Genomic DNA, 20,708 nt, shown 5'->3' with positions numbered 1-20,708 from the left:
GCTAATGAGTTCAATCGGCGAGAAACTGGGGATCAGGGGACGTCGCAAGATCCTACCGAATGACGTTCCGGGACGGCCCAACCACGAAATTCGTATGTGGGAATTGAAATCCAAGCCGGGCTCGACCGTCGAGCGTCTGGAGAAGGCCTATCTTGGCGCCTTGTCTGCCGTCGATCTCGCCGAGAGCATCGGCCGTCAGCTCGCTGCGGACACCCGTTACACCGACCAGGGACGGCAGGATCAGTTCAAGAACCACATCTTGCACCAAGCGGTGCCGGCATTCCACCAGGGGCGCCGCGCGATCTCGAGCGCCAAACTGGAACTTGAGGAAAAGCGCGGCCGCCTTCAACTGCCGAAGGCCGATCCTACCGACGCCGCCGGAGCCATCGCGCGAATGGAGATTCGGACCTGGCTTCGCGGTCTGCCGCAGGGCGAGCGCGACAAGATCACCGGACCCGACAAGATCGATCCACAGATCCGCGCTGCAATCCTCGAGGCGCCATCCATGTTGAGTGGCGCGTCCGATAGTCATCTGAAGTTGCTGAAAGAGCGGGCTCTGCGCGATGTACACGGCTCCCTGATCGATGAAATCGAGGAACTGGCCAGCGCGATCGACGTGGCCGCCTCGGCGGTGGAAGCCGGCCGCGACAGTGCCCGCATCGACACCGGCCTGACGGCGGAACAGTTTGAGGTCGCCGCCGCGCCGATCGAGGCCAAGGAGCTAGTGCCGTGGCTGCGCCGTGGGCGCGTGGTCGATCTCGAGCGCGGCGTGGAGCGAGAACCGACTGCGGACGAGCTCGCCAACGGCATCGAAGCGACCACGCTCGATGAATTCAACCAACGCAAAGCCGCCTGATTATTGAAAAGGACAATCAATGACTATTCCCAAAGCACTCCCGCCTGGCGTCGACCACCGAGCCGCCTCCGAACATCTGGCGAACGCCACGGAGTCTCACGTCAAGGCTGTGACCGCCCATCACACTGCGCCGCGGCCCGCGGGTACGAAGGCGACCGCCACCGTCGAGATCCCCGCCAAAAGTTTGCGATCGGGCGCGGCACAGTGAGCAAAGCAAAGCCGCCCCGATCATCGCGCAGTGCGAAAGACGCCGGCAGGGCGATCGTGGATCGGCTGACTGCGCCGCGGCCCGCCGGGCCGAAGTCGAGTCTGGCCCCGCATCACATCTCGAAGAAACCCCCTTCGGCCGTGCGCAAGCGGCTCGAGAAGCATTTCAAGTGATAATGGCAACCAGGAACCATCGATGAAACCGGGCAATATCGGATCGAGCGTTGGAGACTCCCATGCTGTTTAGTCCCCAGCTTGTGGCAAGACGAGCCGCTGTCGTATCGGCTTCAGCCGTGCCGACAACGTTCGATGCTGCATCTCTCTCAAACGCCGCGCTCTCCAACGGCAACTTGACCGCGACGCGCAGCAACACCAGCACCGGCGGCGCGCAATCGATTTCCTACAAGAGCGCCGGCAAGTTTTATTTTGAAGTCACTGTCGGTGCTTCGCACGGGAGCACCGACGCGATCGGTATTATGGCATCCAGCTATGGGTACGGCGCGCTTACAAACGGCAATACCGGCGCTGGGTCTGGCGTCTGGTTGGGCAGTGGCAATATCGTAAATAACGGCGGCACTGTCGGATCAGTGGGTGGCGCAGCTAATGCTGGGGGAAGCATTATCCGTGTGGCGCACGACGCCGGCAACGGGAAGGTTTGGTATGCGCTCAATGGCGGAAGCTGGGACAACATCGGGACAAATGATCCCGCGACAAATACAGGCGGCGTTTCGTTACTTGCCGCGCAATACGCGCCGGTCGTCGGGTTTAGCCCGTTCGGCAGCCCTGTAGCCGGCGATAATCTCACGGCCAACTTCGGAGCGACGGCTTTTACCTATGCCGTACCGTCTGGCTTCACCGCGGGATGGTCGGCGTGAGCTTCGTGCCCGAGATCTATGTTATCCACGCGGAGCCTAGAGCCGAGGCGGTGGCGCTGCCTGAGTGTCCAAATCCGCCGTTCCGCCCAAGAGGTTCCGCGCAGCCTTTGGCGCTGAAGTTTCATTCGTCGGTACCGCGCGGAATCGATATTGCGGAGGGTCGCGCTACGAAGCGCGACAGCAGTCGCTATTTGCAAGCCATCCGCGACGCGAGTGACCGCTCTATATCGATGTTGATCGATTGCGCCGGTGGTGAAGCCGGGAGCGCGGCGGCCATCGCCCTGGCTCTGTTACAGCACCCATGGCATGTCACGGCCCACATTGCCGGAAGGTGCTCGAGCGCAGCAATCTTTCTCGCGCTGGCAGCCGACTTTCGAACCATAGCAACGGGCGGAACGGTTCTAATTCACCGATCGGCGAGGATTTGCTCCCCATCCCAATTCGAGGCAATGCGGCAGCTGTCAGAGGACGCGAAAGAGGCGATCAATAACTCCCTGACCGCGACAGATGATTTTGAAGCGGTGATGTTGGCGTCTCGTCTCGGTGTCACCGAGCAGCGCGCCCGCGATTGGATGGCGGAGGGGCGCGTCTGGACCGCGGCGGAAGCCCTCGAGCGCGGCTTCGCTCATGCGATTGAAGATCACGCGGAGGTCGCATCGTGACTGGGGTCAATTGGCTTGTTGAGATCACTGCGGAGTCGATCCTGCAGTGTCGAGTTGGCGCGATTACCGCGCCTCCACCCGTTGTCAGCGTGAGTTCTGCCTTCGACCCCGGCTCGGTTTCTAACGCTACGCTCTCAAATGCAGATCTGACCGCGACGCGCACGAACACCAGCACGGGTGGCGCCAGGTCAATCTCTTACCAGAGCTCCGGAAAGTTCTATTTTGAAGTCACCGTCGGCGCGTCGCATGGAAGCACGGACTTTGTTGGCGTCATGGCAGCGAGCTATGGCTATTTCCCGGCTGTCAACGGGAATACGGGCTCCGGAGTCGGCGTGTGGCTGGGCAGTGGCAGCATTGTCAGCAACGGCGGTCCGTCGGGATCACTCGGGGCCGGCTTATCCGCAGGTAATATCATTGGCGTCGCGTTCGATGCCGATAACGCGCGAATATGGTTTCGAGTTAACGGTGGTAACTGGAATGGCGTCGGCACCGCGAATCCCGCAACGAACACGGGCGGCGCCTCTTACCCTGTAGCCGCAATGGCGCCGGCGGTTGCATTCAGTCCTTACGGCAGTCCAGTAGCCGGTGACAATCTAACGGCCAACCTCGGGGCGTCGGCGTTTTCTGGATCTGTCCCATTCGGGTTTACTTCGGGGTGGCCGCCATAATGCCAAACGATTGGACGTCAGTGTGAGCTGGCGATGACGAGGAGATTGTTCAGTACTGGTGTACAGCAGAACGCCACCACGACAGCGATGTTGTAAGGGTTGTTGCTGCGCCAAAGCAGCCACATCATGAAGTAGGTCAAGGCTAGCTTCGGGAAAAGCCACCACGGGCCGAGCCATGTCTGAGCGATGTGCATGAACGGGTTCAGCTCGCCCATGCCGAGATTCAAGATCGTGTTCGTGGTGTAGAGATCGGCGACCCCGAGAAGCAAGACAGAAAGCACAAGGAGTGTCTTGGCCAAGTAACGTGGCCCTAAAATAACTTCATAGGCGAACGCGACACCCTCGGGATCATTCTGCTTAAACCAAGCTTCCGCGGTATCGTTCGTCGCAAAGACTTTCAGGTGATCTGGATCGCCAACAATTTTGTTCGTGTCGGTATAGGTCCAAACTTTCATCTCATCCGCTCAAACAGTTCTTTGATTTCGCTCAGCCGTAGTTTGGTGCCAGTCGGCATGTGTTGCAACAGCATATGCCGCGTGCCGACCGCGATCCGGTCGCGTCGGTTGTCATCCTGCGCAGCGTGATACGCCTTCATGTCTGCGGCAAACTGGCGAGCCACCTCCGTCGGGATTTCGAGCTGCTTTCGGGTAATCGGCATGCCTGGGAGATAGGTATCCTGGGCTGGTTTTGCGAGTTCCGCATAGACCAATGGCGCATTGTCCTGCGCAGGCCGGTTTGAGGAAACTCCAGGACACGCAGCGGCGACGCTACAACGCTTGCGGAAACTACAGCACCAGCGCCCGGTAGGGGCGCTGGTGCTTTTTATGTCGCGATACTCGGCGTGGCGAGGTTAGGGTTCCACGATGATCCGGAAGGCGTTCCGCTGTTGAGCGATCGCGAGGGCACGATCCAGAGCCGCCGGGTAGATCATCTGCTCGTTGAGCTTGACCTCGTAGAGGATCGCGCCGGTCTCCGACACCAGCGTGAATAGCCAGAACCGGCGCCCGGCTGGCGGGTGGCCATGCTCGCGTTCATAGCGGGCGGTATAGACTTCGATGTCAGCCATCAGGGTTGCCGTTTCGGCTCTCAGAAAGAGACAACCGGCGATGGAGGGCAAGGCCGGGCTTTTACGGGGCGCTGAATCAGCCAGAAACGCCCTTCGCAAAGTTAATCACTTCGCCCCAGTCCAGCCGGGTATCGACCCAGCCGACCTTGCCGCATGCGGTGCACTTCAGGTGCGCGGAGATATCGTACCAGTCCCAATCCGGAAGGTCGGCGAGCTTCAGCCGGCCGTTGTGGTGCTGGCACCCGACGCAGAACACCAGCACCGTCTTGAAGCCGGCGTTGCGATCGACGGGGCCGGACCAGTAGCGGAGGAAGTGAGCGGGCTTGCGGCGCCAGGGCATGGGCCCATGATCGCGCCGATCGAGCAGCGGGTGAAGGCCTCTACGCCTCGCGACCAGGAAGGCGACGATCACAACGGATTGGTCTAGCCCGTCTTATTCATGATTGCCGGGCGGGGCAGCTGGAACATTTCCGGTCGGGGTGAAGGCGCGCGCGAACGCTTCGGCTTTTTCGCCGCTTTTCGACCCGACTTCGTGAACGCGTTGGAGGACGGCAGCGGGGTGACCGGGGCTCATGCCCCGCGCGTCAGGGTGCTTGCGGGACGAGAGCGTTTGCCAAGCCGCGGAACAGGTCGGCGTCGGGGCACGCCGCAGCGAAGGCGAGACGGACGCGGGTGGCGGTCTCGATGACGCGGGCTGCGATCTTGAGAAGCCTGAGCCTGATCGTGTTGAACTCGGCCGTTGCCAGATCGCGCGGCTTTGGGATGGCATCGCGCACGGCGAGGATGAGCCAATAGGCGGCGGTGTGGAAGACGAGGCGGACCTGGTTGGCGAGCGCCGAGCGGCAACTGGTGCGATCGGAGGCGAGCTGGGTCTTGTGCAGCTTGATCAGGTTCTCGGCCTGTCCGCGAGCGCAATAGAGGCTGTCATAGATCCACTCAGCCGAGCCGATATCCAGGCTGGTGACGACGTAGCGGACGTCGAGCCCTTGTTGGGTTGCCTCGATGCGGGCGACGACGCGGCGCTCACGATGCCAGGAGCCGGCCGCGTGGCGGGTCTCGGTGTAGCCGCGAACCACGATCTTGTTCTCGATCGCACGTTCGGTTCGAAATGCATCACAGACCTCGTCGACCTTTCTGGCGAGCGGCTTCGTGCCGGCTAGCGCGAAGATGTAATCGACGCCGTTTTGCTCGCAAAAAGTCATCGCCTCGGGGCCGGCGTAATGGCTGTCGCCGCGGAAGGTGATACGCGTATCGGGCCAGCGCCGGCGAATGCGCCGAACCAGGCGGCGCAGGTGTGCCCGCACCTCGCGGCCGCTCGGCGTCTTGCCGGGGCGCAGGATGACCGCAACAGGCCGGCTGTGCTCGGTGTCGTAGACGTGGATCGGCAGGAAGCAGTGTTCATCATAATGGGCGTTGAACAGCGAGAGTTGCTGACGGCCATGCACCACGTCGACCGTGTCGTCGATGTCGAGCGTGATTGCGCTCGGCGCTCGCGCGTAGCTGTCCATCCATAGGTCAACCAGCACAGAGCTCAGCCGGATCACCTCGCGCAGGTGTGGTGCATTCTCCAGGCGCGATAGGGTCGGCTGCGAACACAGATCCCGGCCAGTGTCCGGCAGTCGGCCGCAAGCCAGCTTGAACGCCGGATCGCCGCGTAAACGATCGAGATCATTGCCATCCTCGTAGCCACACGCGATGGCGAAGATGCGGGCGCGGATCATATCCGCAAGGCTGTGCACGATGCGTCCCGGATCGCGCCGCTCGGGGAATACGCAGGACAACTTCGCGGCCAAGCCGAGGCGCCGGTCCGCCATGGCCAGAAGCATGACGCCGCCATCCGACGTCAGCTTGCCGCCGTCGAACGAGGCTGTGATCTTCTTGCGGGAAACGGCTGGAAATGAGAACGGCAGACTCGTATCGTCGGTCATGGCGAGTGTGGCGGCCCGGATGCGCGGAGGGTGGGTGTCAGCAACCGAATCCTACGCCATCTCAGCGGCTTACGCCACGCTCGCCAGCCTCTCAACAAGCCGCTGATGAATAAGACGGGCTAGCCCGGATTCATCCGGGCGACGGCAATGAATAGCTTGTCCGAACAGACAAGTTAGTTGTCTGTACCCCATCCCGCGTCATCGCCAGAATTGCGCGGGAAGCGACGATCCGGGAAGCAGTATTTCGCAAATGAACTATAGACGAACGCATCCGAATTGTTGCGGATCACAGCCACCTCTCCATTTATGGCCATGTAATAAAATGGTTTTCTTCCGACGTAGCCGCCCATTCGGTTCTTGGCATTAACAAGCCCGCAAACCATGGCTCCAATCTCGGTCTTGATTTCTCGGATGTCTTCGTATTGAGCGCTGTATGGGTCAAACAAGAACTTGCCCAACTGCGTCTTCGCGCTTTTCACGTTGGCGCTGTCCGGCGATGCGCCCGTTTTCGCCGCCAACTGCAGCGACGGTGATCCGCCGAAAATCTGCCAAACGATCACGATCGAGAGCGCACCGGCAATGTAGAATAGGGCGGCAATTGCCCAGACTGAGCGGTTCATTGAAATGGCCCCGAAGGAAAGCAAGCAGCTTATCGCAACCTAGACGAGCGCGGAAGCGCGGCTAAGGGCGGCTGCAATCCGTGATTTTACGGTGGAGAACACCGGACTAGCGTCACCCTTGCTGCTAGGGCACGCGCCGATTGAACGCGGAGAGGAGCCGCTAGGAATTGGACAGTGCCGCGCCTCAGCCCGCGATGCATGGGGAAGCTTAATCTGAGTCAAACGACCACTCGGCCAGCTTATCCCAATCTGCGCGGGGAAGCCCATCGCACCCAGTGGAATGGTCGGATGTTCGTCGATCAAGGCACGCAAATTCTCTGCCCATTCATTGTTCGACCAGATCTGCTGAAGCAAAATTTGCATTGCTAGCAATGCAGCGTAGATGCGATCGTTCTTATTCCCGAAAGCTAACCGGTGCGCATTCGGTATCGTGGGTTTGATGGTGAGAACGCGGTTCCAGAGGCGTGAATGGTGAGCGCATAGATTGCGCACATAAGAGAGCGCGTGAAGCCATGAGCTTATGATCTGGTGGCTCAGACCGAATTTCTTGCAAACCTCTCCGTACTCTGGGTGCTTGAGGAACTTCAGGCACTGCGAGATGGATCCGAAAGTAATAATCTCGAAGACCATCCAGCATGGAGGCATGTCTGGATCGCTGTAGGTCTCGTAGTAGTGCTTTACGAAAACGTCCTGTCTTCGTGCATCGTCGTGACCGATTTGCCGCTTCACGTCCTCAAGGAAGGCGGCGTGCCACTTCACGACATCGAACTTTTGAGCCCGATGATAAAAGCCGGGGCGAGCGAACAAATTGCGGTCCATGTACCAATGAGGACCGTGTCGGCATGCAACGGCGTCTGAAATGGCCGCGCGTGCGGCTATCTCAATTTTCTCAACAGCCTCCAGGATTAAGATTCGAAGCCGCCGATCGAAAATGTATCGGTCGTGAACTAACTCGAAAGTCGTGTTCGGTTTAAAATTCTCGGCGTCCGCGCCTGTACCGCCAATCTTGAATGGTCTTAGATAACCGGTGAAGCGATAGTACCCGATGTGCTCCAAATGCGTGTGAGCATCCGCCCAGTTCTCGAACCTGAGGCCGCGGGTAGCCAGAAGGAACGTTAAGTCTCCAAGCTCGCGCGCGGGTTTCTTGAAGGGGGTTCGCGCCAAAATTGTAACTCAAGGCAAGGAAAACCCCACCATATGCGCTTCCATGGAGAGGCGGGCGGGGTGTTGTTGGAATTAGAAATAGTTCGTGAATCCTTAAGTGTCAATTAATCTGACACTGCATTCCAAACCAAAATTGTTGCCCGGAGTGTGGCGTACATGCGTGCTACGACCGAAAATTGAAACAATTTCAATCGCATCGAGAATCGCAGCTGGCCTCAAAAACTAACCGGCTATTTCTCTACCTTTAGTCCAATCTCGACCAGCCGGCGGATGGCTTCTGGGCGGCCGGGCAGGTCGTCCTGCTGCCGGCGCCAATCGTCCAGCGTTTGCAGCGCATCATGGGTCATGCGCACGGTAACCGCCTCGCTCTCGACGGAGGGGCGTCCGCGCTTTGATTTTTTAATGTCATTTATTCTTGACGGCATGAATTTATAATGTCATAAAAAGACAAGCCGAGCAAGTGCTGGAACACCTGCTCGGCTCTAACCCAAGCCAAGGAGTGACCTATGGCGCGAGCTGACTCAAATCATACCACAAAACCCCTGTCTTCGCTGATCCGCGACCCGTTCGTCGCGGCTGCGTTCCGTCGCGCCGAGGACGACGGTCTGACCGGCGCGCTCGTCAAGGTCGACGAGCCCCGCAGTCGGGACGGTGGTGCCTCGGAAACAATCCCGGCCATGAGCCGGCGCGCGCTGGTGGAGGCGTGAGCCATGAAGCACGGTCAACCATCACATCTGCGGATCGTTTCTTCGAGTCGTCCTGCTACCCAGCCGGAGCGGGACGCCATGACGTTTGAACCGCTGGATCTTCCCTTCAAGTGGTCGAATGAAGATTGGGCGCAGAAGCATCTGCCGTGGATTCGTCTAGCGACAGCGTTCCTCCAAGAGGACCACTCCGGCATGCAGGAGAAGTTCGCACAGTTGGCGCCTAAAGGCGTGTTGCCTGGCGCCCTTGATGAAATGTGTGCCACGAAGCAGCACCTGCTCGACTGCGCGCAAATCCTCGACATAGCCGTCACTCGCAGCTTCCTCGTGCTGGAGCGGCTGGGCTACAGCCCCGAGAATCCTCCACCTGATGGCGGCGAAGAGGGAAAGCGCCGGCTTCCACAGCCCGGGCGAATTAGGGGAGATGATAGAATGATCGCCAACAACACACCCGATGACTGCGACGCCATCATCGACCACGCCACGCTTCTCTGCGTGCTCACGACCGCTCCCGATGCGGAGACGTGTCTCGATCAGATAAACCGCACGCTCTGGCTCATCGTTGAGCACGCCCAGGCCATTAAATCGCGAGTTGCAACGCAGCCGCGGTCGATACCATTCGGTCGTGCGACCCGCGCCACATGATTGGGCCTGACGAACGAGGGCCCGCCGGTTCACGCCCGGCGGGGCTGCCTGTGCGCTTGTGCGCAGCAAGTCATTGGCGCTGCGCCATTTCACGCACTCTCAACCACTGTGGATATGCTGCGGGCATGCTGCGGATAAGTGGCACCCGGCGCGCGCGATCGGACTGACGAGGCGAATGCGAAAAAGTACGCCGCCGGGCTCGAAATGCAGCGTCCCGACGGCGGCCTGTTCTTCCAGCCCTGGGCCCTGAAATCCCCAGTGGGCGATGTTCTAGCAGGATCGGGGGCGCATGACTGCGGCTTCGTTAACACAAGGTTAATGGAAGAGGAGCCGGCGTCAGGGCCCGCGCGCCAGGCTCCTCCCCGAAACGCGACCGATCTACGTCCCCAACGGTCCCGTCCCACGGGGAAGCCTGCGCCGATCTGGTTGCTGGTTTGCTAACGGATCTTGGAAACGGCTTCGTCGCGAGGAGGGCCTAGGCGGCTGGTTCCGCTAACGCTAGGCTGGGCGCCTTACTTCAATTGGAGAGACGACGTGGCTACAGGTACTGTTAAATGGTTTAATCCCACGAAGGGGTACGGGTTCATTCAGCCCGACAACGGGGGCAAAGACGTATTCGTGCACATTTCGGCCGTAGAGAAGGCCGGTCTGAGCAGCCTCAACGAGGGTGCCAAGGTGAGTTACGAAGAGAGGGAAAACCGGGGCAAAACGTCCGCGGAAAATCTGAGAGTGGGCTAACGCTCCGTAGTCGTACTCAAGCCCGTCGGTTCAATTCGGCCGGTTTTTCTCTGAGCCTTCAGGGAAGCGGCGACGGGTTGGCCCGGCTTTTGAGATTGATGCCTTTCGGGCCGGCGCGTTTCCGCTGGCCGCGCAAATCTGGCGGCCCACCGTCGCTCGAACTTTCTTTGAATATCCCGAGGAACGTCGCACATTACCCGCCTCCGGGTTCAGCCCCTCGATGGGGCATCAACTCGCACGGCGCTCTAAAGGATCCAAACGGGTGCCATTTTCATTGGTTTGGCCTTAAGTTGGCAGGCCGCCTTTGACGACGACAAAAACTCCGCCCGCGCGCATGCTTTGCAAACGGGCGGAGTTGATTCGGGCCATGGAGCTGGAAGCCCTAGTGTCGCTGATGGGACTCGGCGCTTGCGCCCTGCTGCTCATTGCCTTCTGGGGGCTTACGCCGCGCTAATTCCAAAAAGACGCCGCCGGTCTCACAAATACACGCCCGGCGGGTTCTTCCTGAACTGGGACACTGAAATCCCCAGCATCAAACTAACTGCAGAGACCGTGCCGGAGCCGGGAGTTGAAAGTGGCGACCTTGGCGCTCCCCGCGCCAGGGTCGCTTACCTGGGCTTCTGATCGGAGGGATTCATCAGTGTTCTTTCTCCCAGCATGGGTATAGCGTCGGGAAAAGGGACAAAAATGAAGGACATCCTGAACTATTTAGAGAAGCTCCGCTGCGATGCGGCGGAGTGCGCGATGATCCGCGATCTTACCACCGACGTTCCGAAGCGAGAGCTGTTCGCGAGGCTGGCCGAGCATTTGACTTTGCTGGTGTCGATGGTTGAGCAGGAGGCGTCGACACGCCAGCGGCCGTGAAGACTGTATCACTTCCTGTGTGCGCCGAGCTCGGCATGGTAGTGAGCTAAATTGAAGGGCTCATTGATCCGCAGGTCTCTTGGGTTTTCTTGAGCGAGTGCGCACGCCAATGTTTGAGCACGTACCCCTGCTCACAGTGATGGTGCTTCTGGGCGTAGCTAATCGAACCGATCACAATCAAAGCCACTACGACAAGTCCGGCGACGATGTTCTGCACCATGGTTGTCAATCCCTGGGACCGCACCGGCCCAAACGGGGATGATGGACACCGGAATTCTTCGGGGCGATGGATATTTGGGATTAAGAGTTCCGCCGAGAACTTGCGGGTCTGCTGACGCAGACCTCAGGAACAACCGGCAGCGTCGGGAGTCATTGAAAATGCTCCCGGCTCTCACACCCAGCCCCCCGGTCGGGAGTTTTAGAATGGCGACCCCGGCGTGCCGCCCACACCGGGGTCGTTCTCATTGTGCAGCCATTTGTGCGCACAATCAACCAAATCCGCAATAAAACAGCAATTTCAATGAGTTGTGGCGGAAGGGGTGGGATTCGAACCCACGGTACCCTTGCGGGCACGCCGGTTTTCAAGACCGGTGCCTTAAACCACTCGGCCACCCTTCCGGATCATTCGGATCAGGCCCTTAGCGTAGGGCGACGCCGAACGCAACGCGAACTTGGCGAGAACACCGGAGCGAAATGGGCCGTTAGCTCGGTCCACCAGCAACCAACCGACTGAATTTGAGCGCGAGGACAACCCGGCCTTCAGCCGATGCTACGGCGCCGAGGCCGCAGCAATTGGCCGCGGGTCATCGTCGCATGCACGCACCACGGTTGACCGCGACCACCGCCGTTGGCCATCATGATGCCCATGAAGCGCGTTCTCTTCCTTTGCACCGGCAACTACTACCGCAGTCGATACGCAGAGGAGCTGTTCAATCATCTTGCGCGCGGCGAAAACCTGCCGTGGCGCGCCTCCTCGCGAGGCGCCGCCGAACGGGGCTCGCCCGACAATGTCGGCGCCATGTCGGTGTTTGCCGATGACCGGCTTCGCACCAGCGGCATCGTTCCGGAGGGCGCAACGCGCTATCCGCAGCCATGTTCATTGGCTGACTTCGACGGCGTGGACCTGGTGATCGCGCTCAAGGAGGCCGAGCATCGTCCGCTGATCGAGCGGCGGTTCCCCGAGGTCGCCGACAAGGTGACCTACTGGCATGTGCACGATATCGATGTTGTCCATCCCGCGGATGCGCTGCCGATGATCGACGAGCTCGTCCGCGAGCTGGTTTCATCGCTCAGGTAACTGGTTCGCGCTTCAGGAAGATCGCGAGCGCATATTCCGCCGGGCGTGCAAGCCTGCCGCTGATGCGTTCGAGGTCGTCGACGGCGACGATCTCGAGGCGGCCTTCAGTGACCCTCAACCGGTCGATCGGCACGTCCCGCGCGAGGAACACCTCGCCGTGGAGGCTGCCGCCTGGCGTCGAATGATCCGGCCCGAAATAACGGCCGATCAGCTCGAAACGTTCGGGCGGCAGGTAGTGGCCAATTTCCTCGTGGATTTCGCGCACCACGCATTCCAGGAAAGTCTCGGTGCCTTCCCGCCGCCCGCCAAACAGGCTGATCCTGCCAGGGTCGGAAACGTGAGGAAAGGTCGTCGCGCAGTTGCATCAGCAACCGGCCGTCCGTGCTGACCAGCAGCGCAGACGTTCCCTCTCTTACTGCGCCCGTCATTCGCGAATCCTCTCGCTGGGAACATGGAGGATGCGTCAGGACCGGGTCTGGGAGAAGACGGCGGATCTGCCGTGCAGATGATAGCAGCCGAACACTTGCCTGGGCTGGTATCGCCAGCACGCTAAGGCTGAAGCCGGGGTTCGGGCGGCGAGAAATGAGGTGAGGGTAGCCGACGCTTGTCGCATGGGCGCAGACGGCGCCCAGGACATCTCGTGTTCAGCCGAAAGCGAAGGCCAGCAGGCTCGAGCACAGCAGCACGAGGCTTGCTGCGGTCAGGGTTAGAAATCCGTCGGAGACCAAATCGTGATTACGCATGACACACCTGCCTTCAATCGATGCTCATCCGAATTGATTAAAGCTTTCCGAACATTCTCTCCTGGAAAGAGGTGACGCGTCTTTCCGCCTTCAACGCACTGTCAGGCCCGGTACCGATAGCCTTCCACGGCGTGCGCCAAGAAGATCGCCGCACTCACCAGGCCCATTACCGCTGTAACCGTCTCGATCATCGCAAACTTCCTTTGCGCCCCACGCGGAAGAGAAAACGATTGCAGCCTTGCACAGTCAAAAAGATTCAATTGTTGGAATTGAAGATGCCCCCCGACTGATGATTTGCTGCAACAGTGTGTCTGATAGCGGGACAGGCGAGGGCATTCTGCGCGGAGGGAGGTCCGTAGAAGGACGGAGGAAGCGCAACAGACCATTCACCAAGGCGCCACCGCCCGACGGCTCTCCCCATTTCCGCCGTGTTCCGGTTGCGATATCTTCACCATCCGGTGCGGAGGTGGGCCGCACAGTGACAGAATCGATCCCGACGCCTCGGAGTAGGCGCGGGTCCGGGCAGAATGGTACTTGGGGCAGATGGGGATTAGACGGCCAGATTCGATGATCCGGACGGCGCGCGGCGCCGTTGCGGTGGCCACGTGCCTCGTCGTCGCCAATTGTGCCTCGTCGAACCAGTTCGCCAGCCGGGTCGATCCCAAATACGGCGTGTCCTCGAGCCCGCGTGTGGTGGCGCTCGGCGACCCCGTGCCGAAAGGCGGCGGCACCTACCGCATCGGCAAACCCTATGTCGTCGCCGGCCGCACCTATGTGCCGGAAGAGAACGAGAATTACCGCGCCGAGGGCTTGGCGTCCTGGTATGGCGATGATTTTCACGGCCGCCTGACCGCCAACGGCGAGGTGTTCGACATGGGCTCGCTCACGGCCGCCCATCCGACCTTGCCGATGCCGAGCTACGCGCGCGTCACCAATCTGAGCAACGGCCGATCGCTCGTCGTTCGCGTCAACGACCGCGGCCCGTACCACGGCAATCGTCTCATCGACGTCTCGAACAAGGCGGCCGAACTGCTTGATTTCAAAGGCAATGGCGTCGCGCGCGTCCGCGTCGAATATGTCGGCCGGGCGCCGCTGGAAGGCTCCGACGACCGCCAGCTGATGGCGACCCTGCGCACTGGTACGCCGGCGCCGTCCCCGTCGATGGTCCGGGTCGCCTCGGCCCGGCCGTTCGTGCCGGAGATGTCGACCTCGTCGGGCCGGGTCCGGGGCGATGTCCCGCTGCCTGAAGGGCGGCCCTACAGCCTCGGCAACACCCAGTCCGACTACGCCTCGGTCAGCGCCACCTCGGAAATGTCGGCCTCGAGCCGGTCGCACCGCCGCGTGCCGAACAATCCGCGCGAGGTCTCCTACGAGGGTGACGCGCGCTACGCCGCGGCCCCGAGCCCGGCGGCGGCCTATGTGCCGATCGACGCGCGTGGACCGGCCGAAGTGCTGAGCGGGCGCGGCCTCTACTGAATCAAGCCGTTGCGAATCAAGCTTTTGGCCTGATCATTTCAGAAATGCGATCAGCGCCGCGTTGACCTCGGCCGGGCGCTCCTGCTGGATCCAGTGGCCGGCGCCCTCGATGATCAGCTTCTGCCGCAGGTTCGGCAGCACGCGTTCCATGTCGGCGACCCGCTTGGCACCGATCAGCCCGGTAATCACCGAATCGTTCGAGCCGGCGATGAACAGCGACGGCTGATGGATCTGCGCATCCTGCCAGGGCGCGGTCAGCTCCCAATTGCGGTCGAGATTGCGGTACCAGTTCAGGCCGCCGCGGAAGCCGGACTGCCGGTAGCCCTCGGCGAATTCGGCGATGTCGGCCTCGGTCAGCCAGGCCGGCAGCGGCATTCCGGCCGGCAGCTTGCCGAGGAAACCCTTGGCTTCGTCGACGAACATCGAGCTTGGATCGGAGACGCCGCGCCCGAGCACCAGTCGCATGGTGTGGGCGATGTCGCGCTCGAATTCGGCCTCCGCCACGCCGGGCGGCTGGAAGTATTGCCAATAGAAATTGGTGATGCCGCCCTCGCGCAAGGTTTCCAGCGGACGGCCGCGGCCACGGAACGGCGGCGGCACGCTGAGGCCGGCGACCTTGGTGAAGATATCAGGACGGAACAGGGCCGCGTGCCAGGCGACCGGCGCTCCCCAATCGTGACCGACGATCATCGCCTTCCGCTCGCCGAGCGCGGCCACCAGTGCGACCATGTCGCCCACCGTATCGAAGATCGTGTAGGCGCCGACATCGGCCGGCGCGGTGGTCCGGCCGAAGCCGCGCATATCAGGGGCTGCGACCCGGAATCCTGCCGCGGCGAGGGCTGCGATCTGGTGCCGCCATGAGTAGGACAGTTCCGGCCAGCCATGGCAGAGCACGACCAGTGGGCCTTGCCCGGCCTCACGCACGAACATGTCGATGCCGTTGGCGGAAATGGTGCGGGAGGATGACATTCGCGTTTCCGCCTTGTTTGCCGGTTCTGTTGTCGTTAGCTGGTTCCAAGGATACGGGCGTTCAGCGCTGCCGGCAATCCAGCCGGCCGTGCACAAGCGGCGAAACCTCAGTTGTTTGCGATACTTCCAGCTGTTAGAACGCAGTCTTTCAGGACATCGCCGATGGCAGCCCAGATCGCAATTCCCCGCACGTTGTTCGCTCGCGCTGGGCGCTCTTGGCGTGGCCTGGTCGCGGCCGTGGTGGTGCTGTCGATCGGCTGCGGCGGGATGGTTTATGCCGCCAATAACAGCGTCCAGGGCGCCAAGAAGGAAGATGGCGGGTTCGACGGCGATGCGCCGACCGCGATCCTGGTCGAGGCCTCCTCGGGCAGCGTGCTGTTCGAGAAGAATGCCGACGAGCTGCGCGCGCCCTCCAGCATGATGAAGCTGATGACCGCCGAGGTGGTGTTCGACGCCATCAAGAAGGGCGACATCAAGCTGACCGACGAGTACCGGATTAGCGAGAACGCCTGGCGGCGGGGCGGGGCGCCGTCCGGGACCTCGACGATGTTCGCGGCGATCAACAGCAAGGTCTCGGTCGACGACCTCCTGCACGGTGCGATCATCCCGAGCGGCAACGACGCCTGCATCGCGCTGGCCGAGGGCATCGCCGGCAACGAGCATACGTTTGCGACCGATTTCATGACCAAGCGCGCCCGCGAGCTCGGCATGACGAAGTCGACCTTCGGCAACTCCAACGGACTGCCGGATCCGTCCAACAAGATGACGGTGCGGGAACTCGCGATCCTGGCGCGCCACCTCATCCTGACTTACCCGGACCGGTACAAGCTGTTCGGCGAGAAGGAATTCACCTGGAACAAAATCCGCCAGCAGAATCGCAACCCGCTGCTGAACGCTTTGCCCGGCGCCGACGGCCTGAAGACCGGCTACACCAAGGACGGCGGCTACGGCATGGTCGGCTCGGCCGTGCAGAACGACACAAGGCTGATCGTCGTGGTCAATGGCCTCGAGGATTCCGAAGACCGCGCGACCGAAGCCAAGAAGATGCTGGAATGGGGGTTCCGCAGCTTCGAGACCCGGGTCCTGATCGCGGCCAACCAGCCGGTCGGCTACGCCCGGGTGTTCGGCGGCGATCGCCGCTCGGTCAAGCTGGTCAGCCCCGATCCGATCAAGGTGATGGTGTCGAAGAACGGCAACGACAAGCTGCTCGCGCGCGTCATCTATAGCGGCCCGGTCAAGGCGCCGATCACCGCCGGCCAGCAGATCGGCGTCGTCCGGGTCTGGCGTGGCGCCAATGTCGCGGTGGAGACTCCGGTGTTCGCGGCGGATGCCGTCGGCACGGGATCGACGATGCGCCGCGCACTCGACGGCGCCCAGGAGCTCGTGATCGGAATGTTCCGCGCAGGGGTCGAGAAGCTCTGACATGGCGGAAGCAGCAGTCCAACGGCCGAGCTTGCGCGGTCGCTTCATCACCTTTGAGGGCGGCGAGGGATCGGGGAAATCGACCCAGATCCGCAAGCTCGCCGAACGGCTCGATGTCGCCAAGCTGCGCGCGATCGTGACCCGTGAGCCCGGCGGCTCGCCGGGGGCGGAGATCATCCGTCACCTCGTGCTGTCTGGGATGGGCAAGCTGCTCGGGCCGGAAGCCGAGACGCTGCTGTTTGCCGCCGCGCGTGACGACCATGTCCGCACCGTGATCCTGCCGGCGCTCAACCAGGGCATCTGGGTGCTGTGCGATCGCTTCTTCGATTCCACACGCGCCTATCAAGGCCAGCTCGGGCAGGTGTCGCCCGGCCTCGTCAATGCCATGCAGCGCGTCACCATCGGCGATCTCAAACCCGATCTCACCTTCATCCTCGATGTGCCGGTCGAAGTCGGACTGCAGCGCGCCGCCCTGCGCCGCGGCAATGCCACGGCGGATCGCTTCGAAGCCGAGGGCATCAAGTTCCATCAGGATTTGCGTGATGCCTACCGCAAGATCGGGGCTGACGATCCACAACGCTGCGTGCTGATCGACGCGACGGCCGATCCGGACACGGTTGCGGCGAGGATCTGGGCCGCGCTGCGCGAGCATCTGCGCGCAACGCTCACGGCAGACAATCCCGCATGAGCGCACGCAAGGTCGAACAGGAGAACCCCGCTCGCCACCCGCGCGAAACCCCCGATCTGTTCGGGCATCGCGAGGCGGAGACCGCACTGCTCGATGCCTATCGCAGCGGACGAATTCCGCATGCCTGGCTGATCGGCGGCGCGCAGGGCATCGGCAAGGCTACGCTGGCCTACCGCATGGCGCGGTTCGTGCTGGCGTTCCGCAATCCGAAGTCGTCCCAGGTGCAGGCGGCGCCGACGCTGCGCGTCGATCCGTCCGATCCGGTGGCGCGCCAGATCACGGCGGGCGCCCATGGCGGGCTGCTGGTGCTGGAGCGCGGCCTCAACGACCGCGGCGTGATGCGCACCGTGATCACGGTCGACGAGACCCGCGAGACGATCTCGTTCTTCGGCTCGACCGCGGCGGTCGACGGCTGGCGCGTCTGCATCGTCGATACGGTCGATGAGCTCAATCCCAATGCCGCCAACGCGCTGCTGAAGATCCTCGAGGAGCCGCCGCAGCAGTCGCTGTTCCTGCTGGTCAGCCACGCGCCGTCACGGGTGCTGCCGACCATCCTGTCCCGCTGCCGCAAATTGCTGCTGCGGCCGCTGGAGACGAGCGATGTGGTGCGCGCGGCCGCGGCCTCAACCGACATCGAGGCCGACGATCCAGCGCTGGCGGAAGCTGCCGCAGCATCCGAGGGCAGTGTCGGGCGGGCGCTATCGCTGCTCGGCGGCGATGCGCTCAAGCTACAGCAGCGCACGGCCGCTCTGCTCGCAACGCTTCCGAGCGTCGATCCGCGCGAACTGCACGCGCTGGGCGATGCGCTCGGCACCAGCGACCGCGTCGCGCTCGCCGCTTTCATCGACGGCATCGATCGCTGGATGAGCGAGCGCATGCGAACCGGTGACGCCAATGCCAATCTGCCGCGCCTTGCACGGCTGGCGGAGGTATGGGAAAAGATCGTCCGCACCGCGCGCGATACCGAAGCCTACAATCTGGAGCGCAAGCCGCTGGTTTTCTCGGTGTTTTCGATGCTCGCGGACGCGACCCGGTAGACGCCAAGTCTGAAAACAATCAGTCTGACAACGCACCCGTCCGAAAACACACTCGTCCGAAAATACATCTGTCTGACAACACTCCCGACAATCTCGTTTCGATCTGCAAAGGATTCCGTGGTGGCGACTGCTAAGAAGAAATCGTCGAAGAAGGCCAAGAAGACGAAGAAGGCATCGCCCGCCCGCGCGACCAGGAAAGCCACGGCGAAGTCGCGCGCTGCCAAGACCAAGACCAAGAAGGGTGGGCGCGTCACCAAAAAGGCGAAGATAGCCACCAAGGCCAAGACAGGTGCCAAGAAGTCGACGGCAAAGAAGGTCGCCCAAAAGGCCGTCAAGAAAGCTGCCAGGAGGCCCACCAAGGCTCTGCCGGAGAAGGCAGCCGCTGCGGCCGTAGCTCCGGCTGCAAGGAAGCCCGCTGCGCCGAAAGCTCCAGCGGCCGAGAAGGCTCCGAAGGCGGCAGCGGTCCGCGCGCCCAAGCAAGCCAAGCCCGCAGCGACCGCTGCTGAGCGCGCGCCGGTCTCAGCACCTGCCGCGGACCGCGGCAACGTCTACTACATCACGACCGCGATCGCGTATCCGAACGGCCAGCCGCATATCGGCCACGCCTATGAGGCGATCGCGACCGATGCGCTGGCGCGCTTCCAGCGGCTCGACGGCAAGGATGTGTTCTTCCTGACCGGCACCGACGAGCACGGACAGAAGATGATCCAGACCGCGCAGGGCGAGGGGATGACGCCGCACGATCTCGCCACCCGCAACGCTGCGCGCTTCAAGGAGATGGACGAGCGGCTCAACGTCTCGTTCGACCGCTTCATCCGCACCTCCGAACCTGCCCACCACAAATCGGTGCAGGAAATCTGGCGCCGCATGCAAGACAATGGCGACATCTATATCGACGCCTATGCCGGCTGGTACTCGGTACGTGACGAGGCCTATTACGCCGAGGATGAGACAACAGTCGGCGAGGACAATGTCCGCCGGGGCCCACAGGGCACCCCCGTCGAATGGGTCGAGGAGAAGAGCTACTTCTTCAAGCTGTCGGCCTACCAGGACAAGCTCTTGCACCTCTATGAGAGCCAGCCCGATTTCATCGGCCCGGATTCGCGCCGCAACGAGGTGATGAGCTTCGTGCGGGGCGGGCTGAAGGATCTCTCGATCTCGCGCACCACCTTCGACTGGGGCGTCAAGGTCCCCAACGATCCCGAGCACGTGATGTATGTCTGGGTCGACGCACTGACCAACTACATCACCGGCGTCGGCTATCCCGACGAGAGCGACAAGTACTGGCGCTACTGGCCGGCCGATGTGCACATCATCGGCAAGGACATCATCCGCTTCCACGCGGTGTACTGGCCGGCCTTCCTGATGTCGGCCGGCATCCCGTTGCAGAGGCGCGTCTATGCGCACGGATTCCTGTTCAACAGGGGCGAGAAGATGTCGAAGTCGGTCGGCAACGTGGTTGACCCCTTCAATCTGGCGAACCAGTACGGCGTCGACCAGCTGCGCTACTTCTTCCTGCGCGAAGTGCCGTTCGGCCAAGACGGCAACTACAACCACGAGGCCATCGTCGCGCGTATCAATGCCGACCTCGCCAATGATTTCGGCAATCTCGCCCAGCGTTCGCTGTCGATGATCGCCAAGCAACTCGGCGGCGTGCTGCCGGAGCCGGGCGAATTCAGCGATAACGACAAGGCGATCCTGGCGCAGGCCGACGCCATGCTGGAGACGTCGCGGACCGCGATGGCGACGCAGCAGATCCATCAATGGCTCAACACGGTCTGGGCCGTGGTCGCCGAAGCCAATCGCTACTTTGCCGGCGAGGCGCCATGGGCGCTGGCCAAGACGGATCCGGCGCGCCAGAAGACGGTGCTCTATGTCACCGCCGAAGTGGTGCGGCAGATCGCGATCATGGCGCAGGCCGTGATGCCGGAATCCTGCGGCAAGATGCTCGACAGCCTCGGCATATCAGCGGATGCGCGCAGCTTCGCCGCGATCGCGGAGCGGATCAGGCCGGGTACGGTTCTGCCGGCGCCGGTCGGCGTGTTTCCGCGCTATGTGGAACCGAAGACCGAGTGAGTG

The 20,708-nt window shown here is 61.9% G+C and carries 25 protein-coding genes and 1 tRNA gene; 14 read left to right on the top strand and 12 right to left on the bottom strand.

Annotation, left to right across the window (positions count from 1 at the left end):
* The first annotated feature begins 4 nt into the window (after positions 1-4).
* The 4 genes from ACVWW1_RS10215 to ACVWW1_RS10200 all read left to right on the top strand — a co-directional run bounded on the left by ACVWW1_RS10215 (position 5) and on the right by ACVWW1_RS10200 (position 3,268).
* Positions 5-856 (top strand): hypothetical protein, encoded by an 852-nt coding sequence (locus ACVWW1_RS10215; protein ID WP_456655683.1) that lies wholly within the window; start codon positions 5-7, stop codon positions 854-856.
* Between the two features lie 443 nt (positions 857-1,299).
* Positions 1,300-1,938 (top strand): hypothetical protein, encoded by a 639-nt coding sequence (locus tag ACVWW1_RS10210; protein WP_456655682.1) that lies wholly within the window; start codon positions 1,300-1,302, stop codon positions 1,936-1,938.
* Positions 1,935-2,600 (top strand): ATP-dependent Clp protease proteolytic subunit, encoded by a 666-nt coding sequence (locus ACVWW1_RS10205; protein WP_456655681.1) that lies wholly within the window; start codon positions 1,935-1,937, stop codon positions 2,598-2,600. Before ACVWW1_RS10210 ends, ACVWW1_RS10205 begins: the two co-directional genes overlap by 4 nt.
* Complete coding sequence (locus tag ACVWW1_RS10200) at positions 2,597-3,268, top strand: SPRY domain-containing protein (RefSeq protein ID WP_456655680.1); 672 nt, start codon at positions 2,597-2,599, stop codon at positions 3,266-3,268. Before ACVWW1_RS10205 ends, ACVWW1_RS10200 begins: the two co-directional genes overlap by 4 nt.
* Before the next feature lie 17 nt (positions 3,269-3,285).
* On the opposite strand, the gene ACVWW1_RS10195 is transcribed toward ACVWW1_RS10200, so the two are convergent.
* The 8 genes from ACVWW1_RS10195 to ACVWW1_RS10160 form a co-directional block, all read right to left on the bottom strand.
* Positions 3,286-3,723, bottom strand: a complete 438-nt coding sequence (locus ACVWW1_RS10195) for a DUF5658 family protein (protein WP_456655679.1) — start codon at positions 3,721-3,723, stop codon at positions 3,286-3,288.
* Positions 3,720-3,977 carry a hypothetical protein gene (locus ACVWW1_RS10190; protein WP_456655678.1) on the bottom strand — a complete coding sequence of 86 codons (258 nt, stop codon included), beginning with the start codon at positions 3,975-3,977 and terminating at the stop codon, positions 3,720-3,722. The genes ACVWW1_RS10195 and ACVWW1_RS10190 overlap by 4 nt, the downstream gene beginning before the upstream one ends.
* A 141-nt stretch (positions 3,978-4,118) precedes the next feature.
* Complete coding sequence (locus ACVWW1_RS10185) at positions 4,119-4,334, bottom strand: hypothetical protein (protein ID WP_456655677.1); 216 nt, start codon at positions 4,332-4,334, stop codon at positions 4,119-4,121.
* A gap of 76 nt (positions 4,335-4,410) precedes the next feature.
* On the bottom strand, positions 4,411-4,746 hold the full coding sequence (locus tag ACVWW1_RS10180) for a hypothetical protein (protein WP_456655676.1): 336 nt from the start codon (positions 4,744-4,746) through the stop codon (positions 4,411-4,413).
* Between the two features lie 172 nt (positions 4,747-4,918).
* Positions 4,919-6,262, bottom strand: a complete 1,344-nt coding sequence (locus ACVWW1_RS10175) for an IS1380 family transposase (RefSeq protein WP_176528776.1) — start codon at positions 6,260-6,262, stop codon at positions 4,919-4,921.
* A gap of 173 nt (positions 6,263-6,435) precedes the next feature.
* The gene (locus tag ACVWW1_RS10170; protein ID WP_456655675.1) at positions 6,436-6,882 is read right to left on the bottom strand and encodes a hypothetical protein; all 447 of its coding nucleotides are present in this window, start codon (positions 6,880-6,882) and stop codon (positions 6,436-6,438) included.
* A 39-nt stretch (positions 6,883-6,921) separates the two neighbouring features.
* Positions 6,922-8,046: an Abi family protein gene (locus ACVWW1_RS10165; protein ID WP_456655674.1), complete on the bottom strand. Its 1,125-nt coding sequence runs from the start codon at positions 8,044-8,046 to the stop codon at positions 6,922-6,924.
* A gap of 230 nt (positions 8,047-8,276) precedes the next feature.
* On the bottom strand, positions 8,277-8,399 hold the full coding sequence (locus ACVWW1_RS10160; protein ID WP_456655673.1) for a hypothetical protein: 123 nt from the start codon (positions 8,397-8,399) through the stop codon (positions 8,277-8,279).
* A 153-nt stretch (positions 8,400-8,552) separates the two neighbouring features.
* Between ACVWW1_RS10160 and ACVWW1_RS10155 the strand changes: the two genes are divergently transcribed.
* The 4 genes from ACVWW1_RS10155 (at position 8,553) to ACVWW1_RS10140 (ending at position 10,997) form a co-directional block, all read left to right on the top strand.
* Complete coding sequence (locus ACVWW1_RS10155) at positions 8,553-8,753, top strand: hypothetical protein (RefSeq protein WP_456655672.1); 201 nt, start codon at positions 8,553-8,555, stop codon at positions 8,751-8,753.
* 3 nt (positions 8,754-8,756) lie between these two features.
* Positions 8,757-9,395, top strand: coding sequence for a hypothetical protein (locus tag ACVWW1_RS10150; RefSeq protein WP_456655671.1), 639 nt, complete (start codon positions 8,757-8,759; stop codon positions 9,393-9,395).
* Between the two features lie 534 nt (positions 9,396-9,929).
* On the top strand, positions 9,930-10,133 hold the full coding sequence (locus ACVWW1_RS10145) for a cold-shock protein (protein WP_076865209.1): 204 nt from the start codon (positions 9,930-9,932) through the stop codon (positions 10,131-10,133).
* Between the two features lie 687 nt (positions 10,134-10,820).
* Complete coding sequence (locus tag ACVWW1_RS10140) at positions 10,821-10,997, top strand: hypothetical protein (RefSeq protein ID WP_456655670.1); 177 nt, start codon at positions 10,821-10,823, stop codon at positions 10,995-10,997.
* 46 nt (positions 10,998-11,043) lie between these two features.
* Here the strand turns inward: ACVWW1_RS10140 and ACVWW1_RS10135 are convergent, their stop codons facing one another.
* Both ACVWW1_RS10135 and ACVWW1_RS10130 read right to left on the bottom strand, forming a co-directional pair.
* Positions 11,044-11,217 carry a hypothetical protein gene (locus tag ACVWW1_RS10135; RefSeq protein WP_456655669.1) on the bottom strand — a complete coding sequence of 58 codons (174 nt, stop codon included), beginning with the start codon at positions 11,215-11,217 and terminating at the stop codon, positions 11,044-11,046.
* Between the two features lie 308 nt (positions 11,218-11,525).
* A tRNA-Ser gene (locus ACVWW1_RS10130) sits at positions 11,526-11,615 on the bottom strand.
* A 247-nt stretch (positions 11,616-11,862) separates the two neighbouring features.
* On the opposite strand from ACVWW1_RS10130, the gene ACVWW1_RS10125 reads away from it, so the two are divergent.
* Positions 11,863-12,294, top strand: coding sequence for an arsenate-mycothiol transferase ArsC (locus tag ACVWW1_RS10125; RefSeq protein ID WP_456655668.1), 432 nt, complete (start codon positions 11,863-11,865; stop codon positions 12,292-12,294).
* Here ACVWW1_RS10125 and ACVWW1_RS10120 read toward each other — a convergent pair.
* The gene (locus ACVWW1_RS10120) at positions 12,287-12,613 is read right to left on the bottom strand and encodes an NUDIX domain-containing protein (protein ID WP_456656648.1); all 327 of its coding nucleotides are present in this window, start codon (positions 12,611-12,613) and stop codon (positions 12,287-12,289) included. The two genes, ACVWW1_RS10125 and ACVWW1_RS10120, sit on opposite strands and share 8 nt — an antisense overlap.
* Positions 12,614-13,580: 967 nt before the next feature.
* On the opposite strand from ACVWW1_RS10120, the gene ACVWW1_RS10115 reads away from it, so the two are divergent.
* Positions 13,581-14,513: a septal ring lytic transglycosylase RlpA family protein gene (locus tag ACVWW1_RS10115; RefSeq protein ID WP_456655667.1), complete on the top strand. Its 933-nt coding sequence runs from the start codon at positions 13,581-13,583 to the stop codon at positions 14,511-14,513.
* A gap of 33 nt (positions 14,514-14,546) precedes the next feature.
* Here the strand turns inward: ACVWW1_RS10115 and ACVWW1_RS10110 are convergent, their stop codons facing one another.
* Entirely contained in the window at positions 14,547-15,482 is a 936-nt protein-coding gene (locus tag ACVWW1_RS10110) for an alpha/beta fold hydrolase (protein ID WP_456655666.1), read from the bottom strand.
* Between the two features lie 267 nt (positions 15,483-15,749).
* On the opposite strand from ACVWW1_RS10110, the gene ACVWW1_RS10105 reads away from it, so the two are divergent.
* The 4 genes from ACVWW1_RS10105 (at position 15,750) to metG (ending at position 20,705) form a co-directional block, all read left to right on the top strand.
* The gene (locus tag ACVWW1_RS10105; protein WP_456656647.1) at positions 15,750-16,904 is read left to right on the top strand and encodes a D-alanyl-D-alanine carboxypeptidase family protein; all 1,155 of its coding nucleotides are present in this window, start codon (positions 15,750-15,752) and stop codon (positions 16,902-16,904) included.
* Between the two features lies 1 nt (position 16,905).
* Positions 16,906-17,592: a dTMP kinase gene (tmk, locus tag ACVWW1_RS10100; RefSeq protein ID WP_456655665.1), complete on the top strand. Its 687-nt coding sequence runs from the start codon at positions 16,906-16,908 to the stop codon at positions 17,590-17,592.
* Positions 17,589-18,629 carry a DNA polymerase III subunit delta' gene (locus ACVWW1_RS10095; protein ID WP_456655664.1) on the top strand — a complete coding sequence of 347 codons (1,041 nt, stop codon included), beginning with the start codon at positions 17,589-17,591 and terminating at the stop codon, positions 18,627-18,629. The genes tmk and ACVWW1_RS10095 overlap by 4 nt, the downstream gene beginning before the upstream one ends.
* A 120-nt stretch (positions 18,630-18,749) precedes the next feature.
* Positions 18,750-20,705 carry a methionine--tRNA ligase gene (metG, locus tag ACVWW1_RS10090; RefSeq protein ID WP_456655663.1) on the top strand — a complete coding sequence of 652 codons (1,956 nt, stop codon included), beginning with the start codon at positions 18,750-18,752 and terminating at the stop codon, positions 20,703-20,705.
* Positions 20,706-20,708 lie beyond the last annotated feature (3 nt).

This window comes from Bradyrhizobium sp. JR3.5, assembly GCF_054057015.1.
The sequence above is the reverse complement of the archived record's forward strand: the minus strand, read 5'-3'. Positions and strand labels throughout refer to the sequence as shown.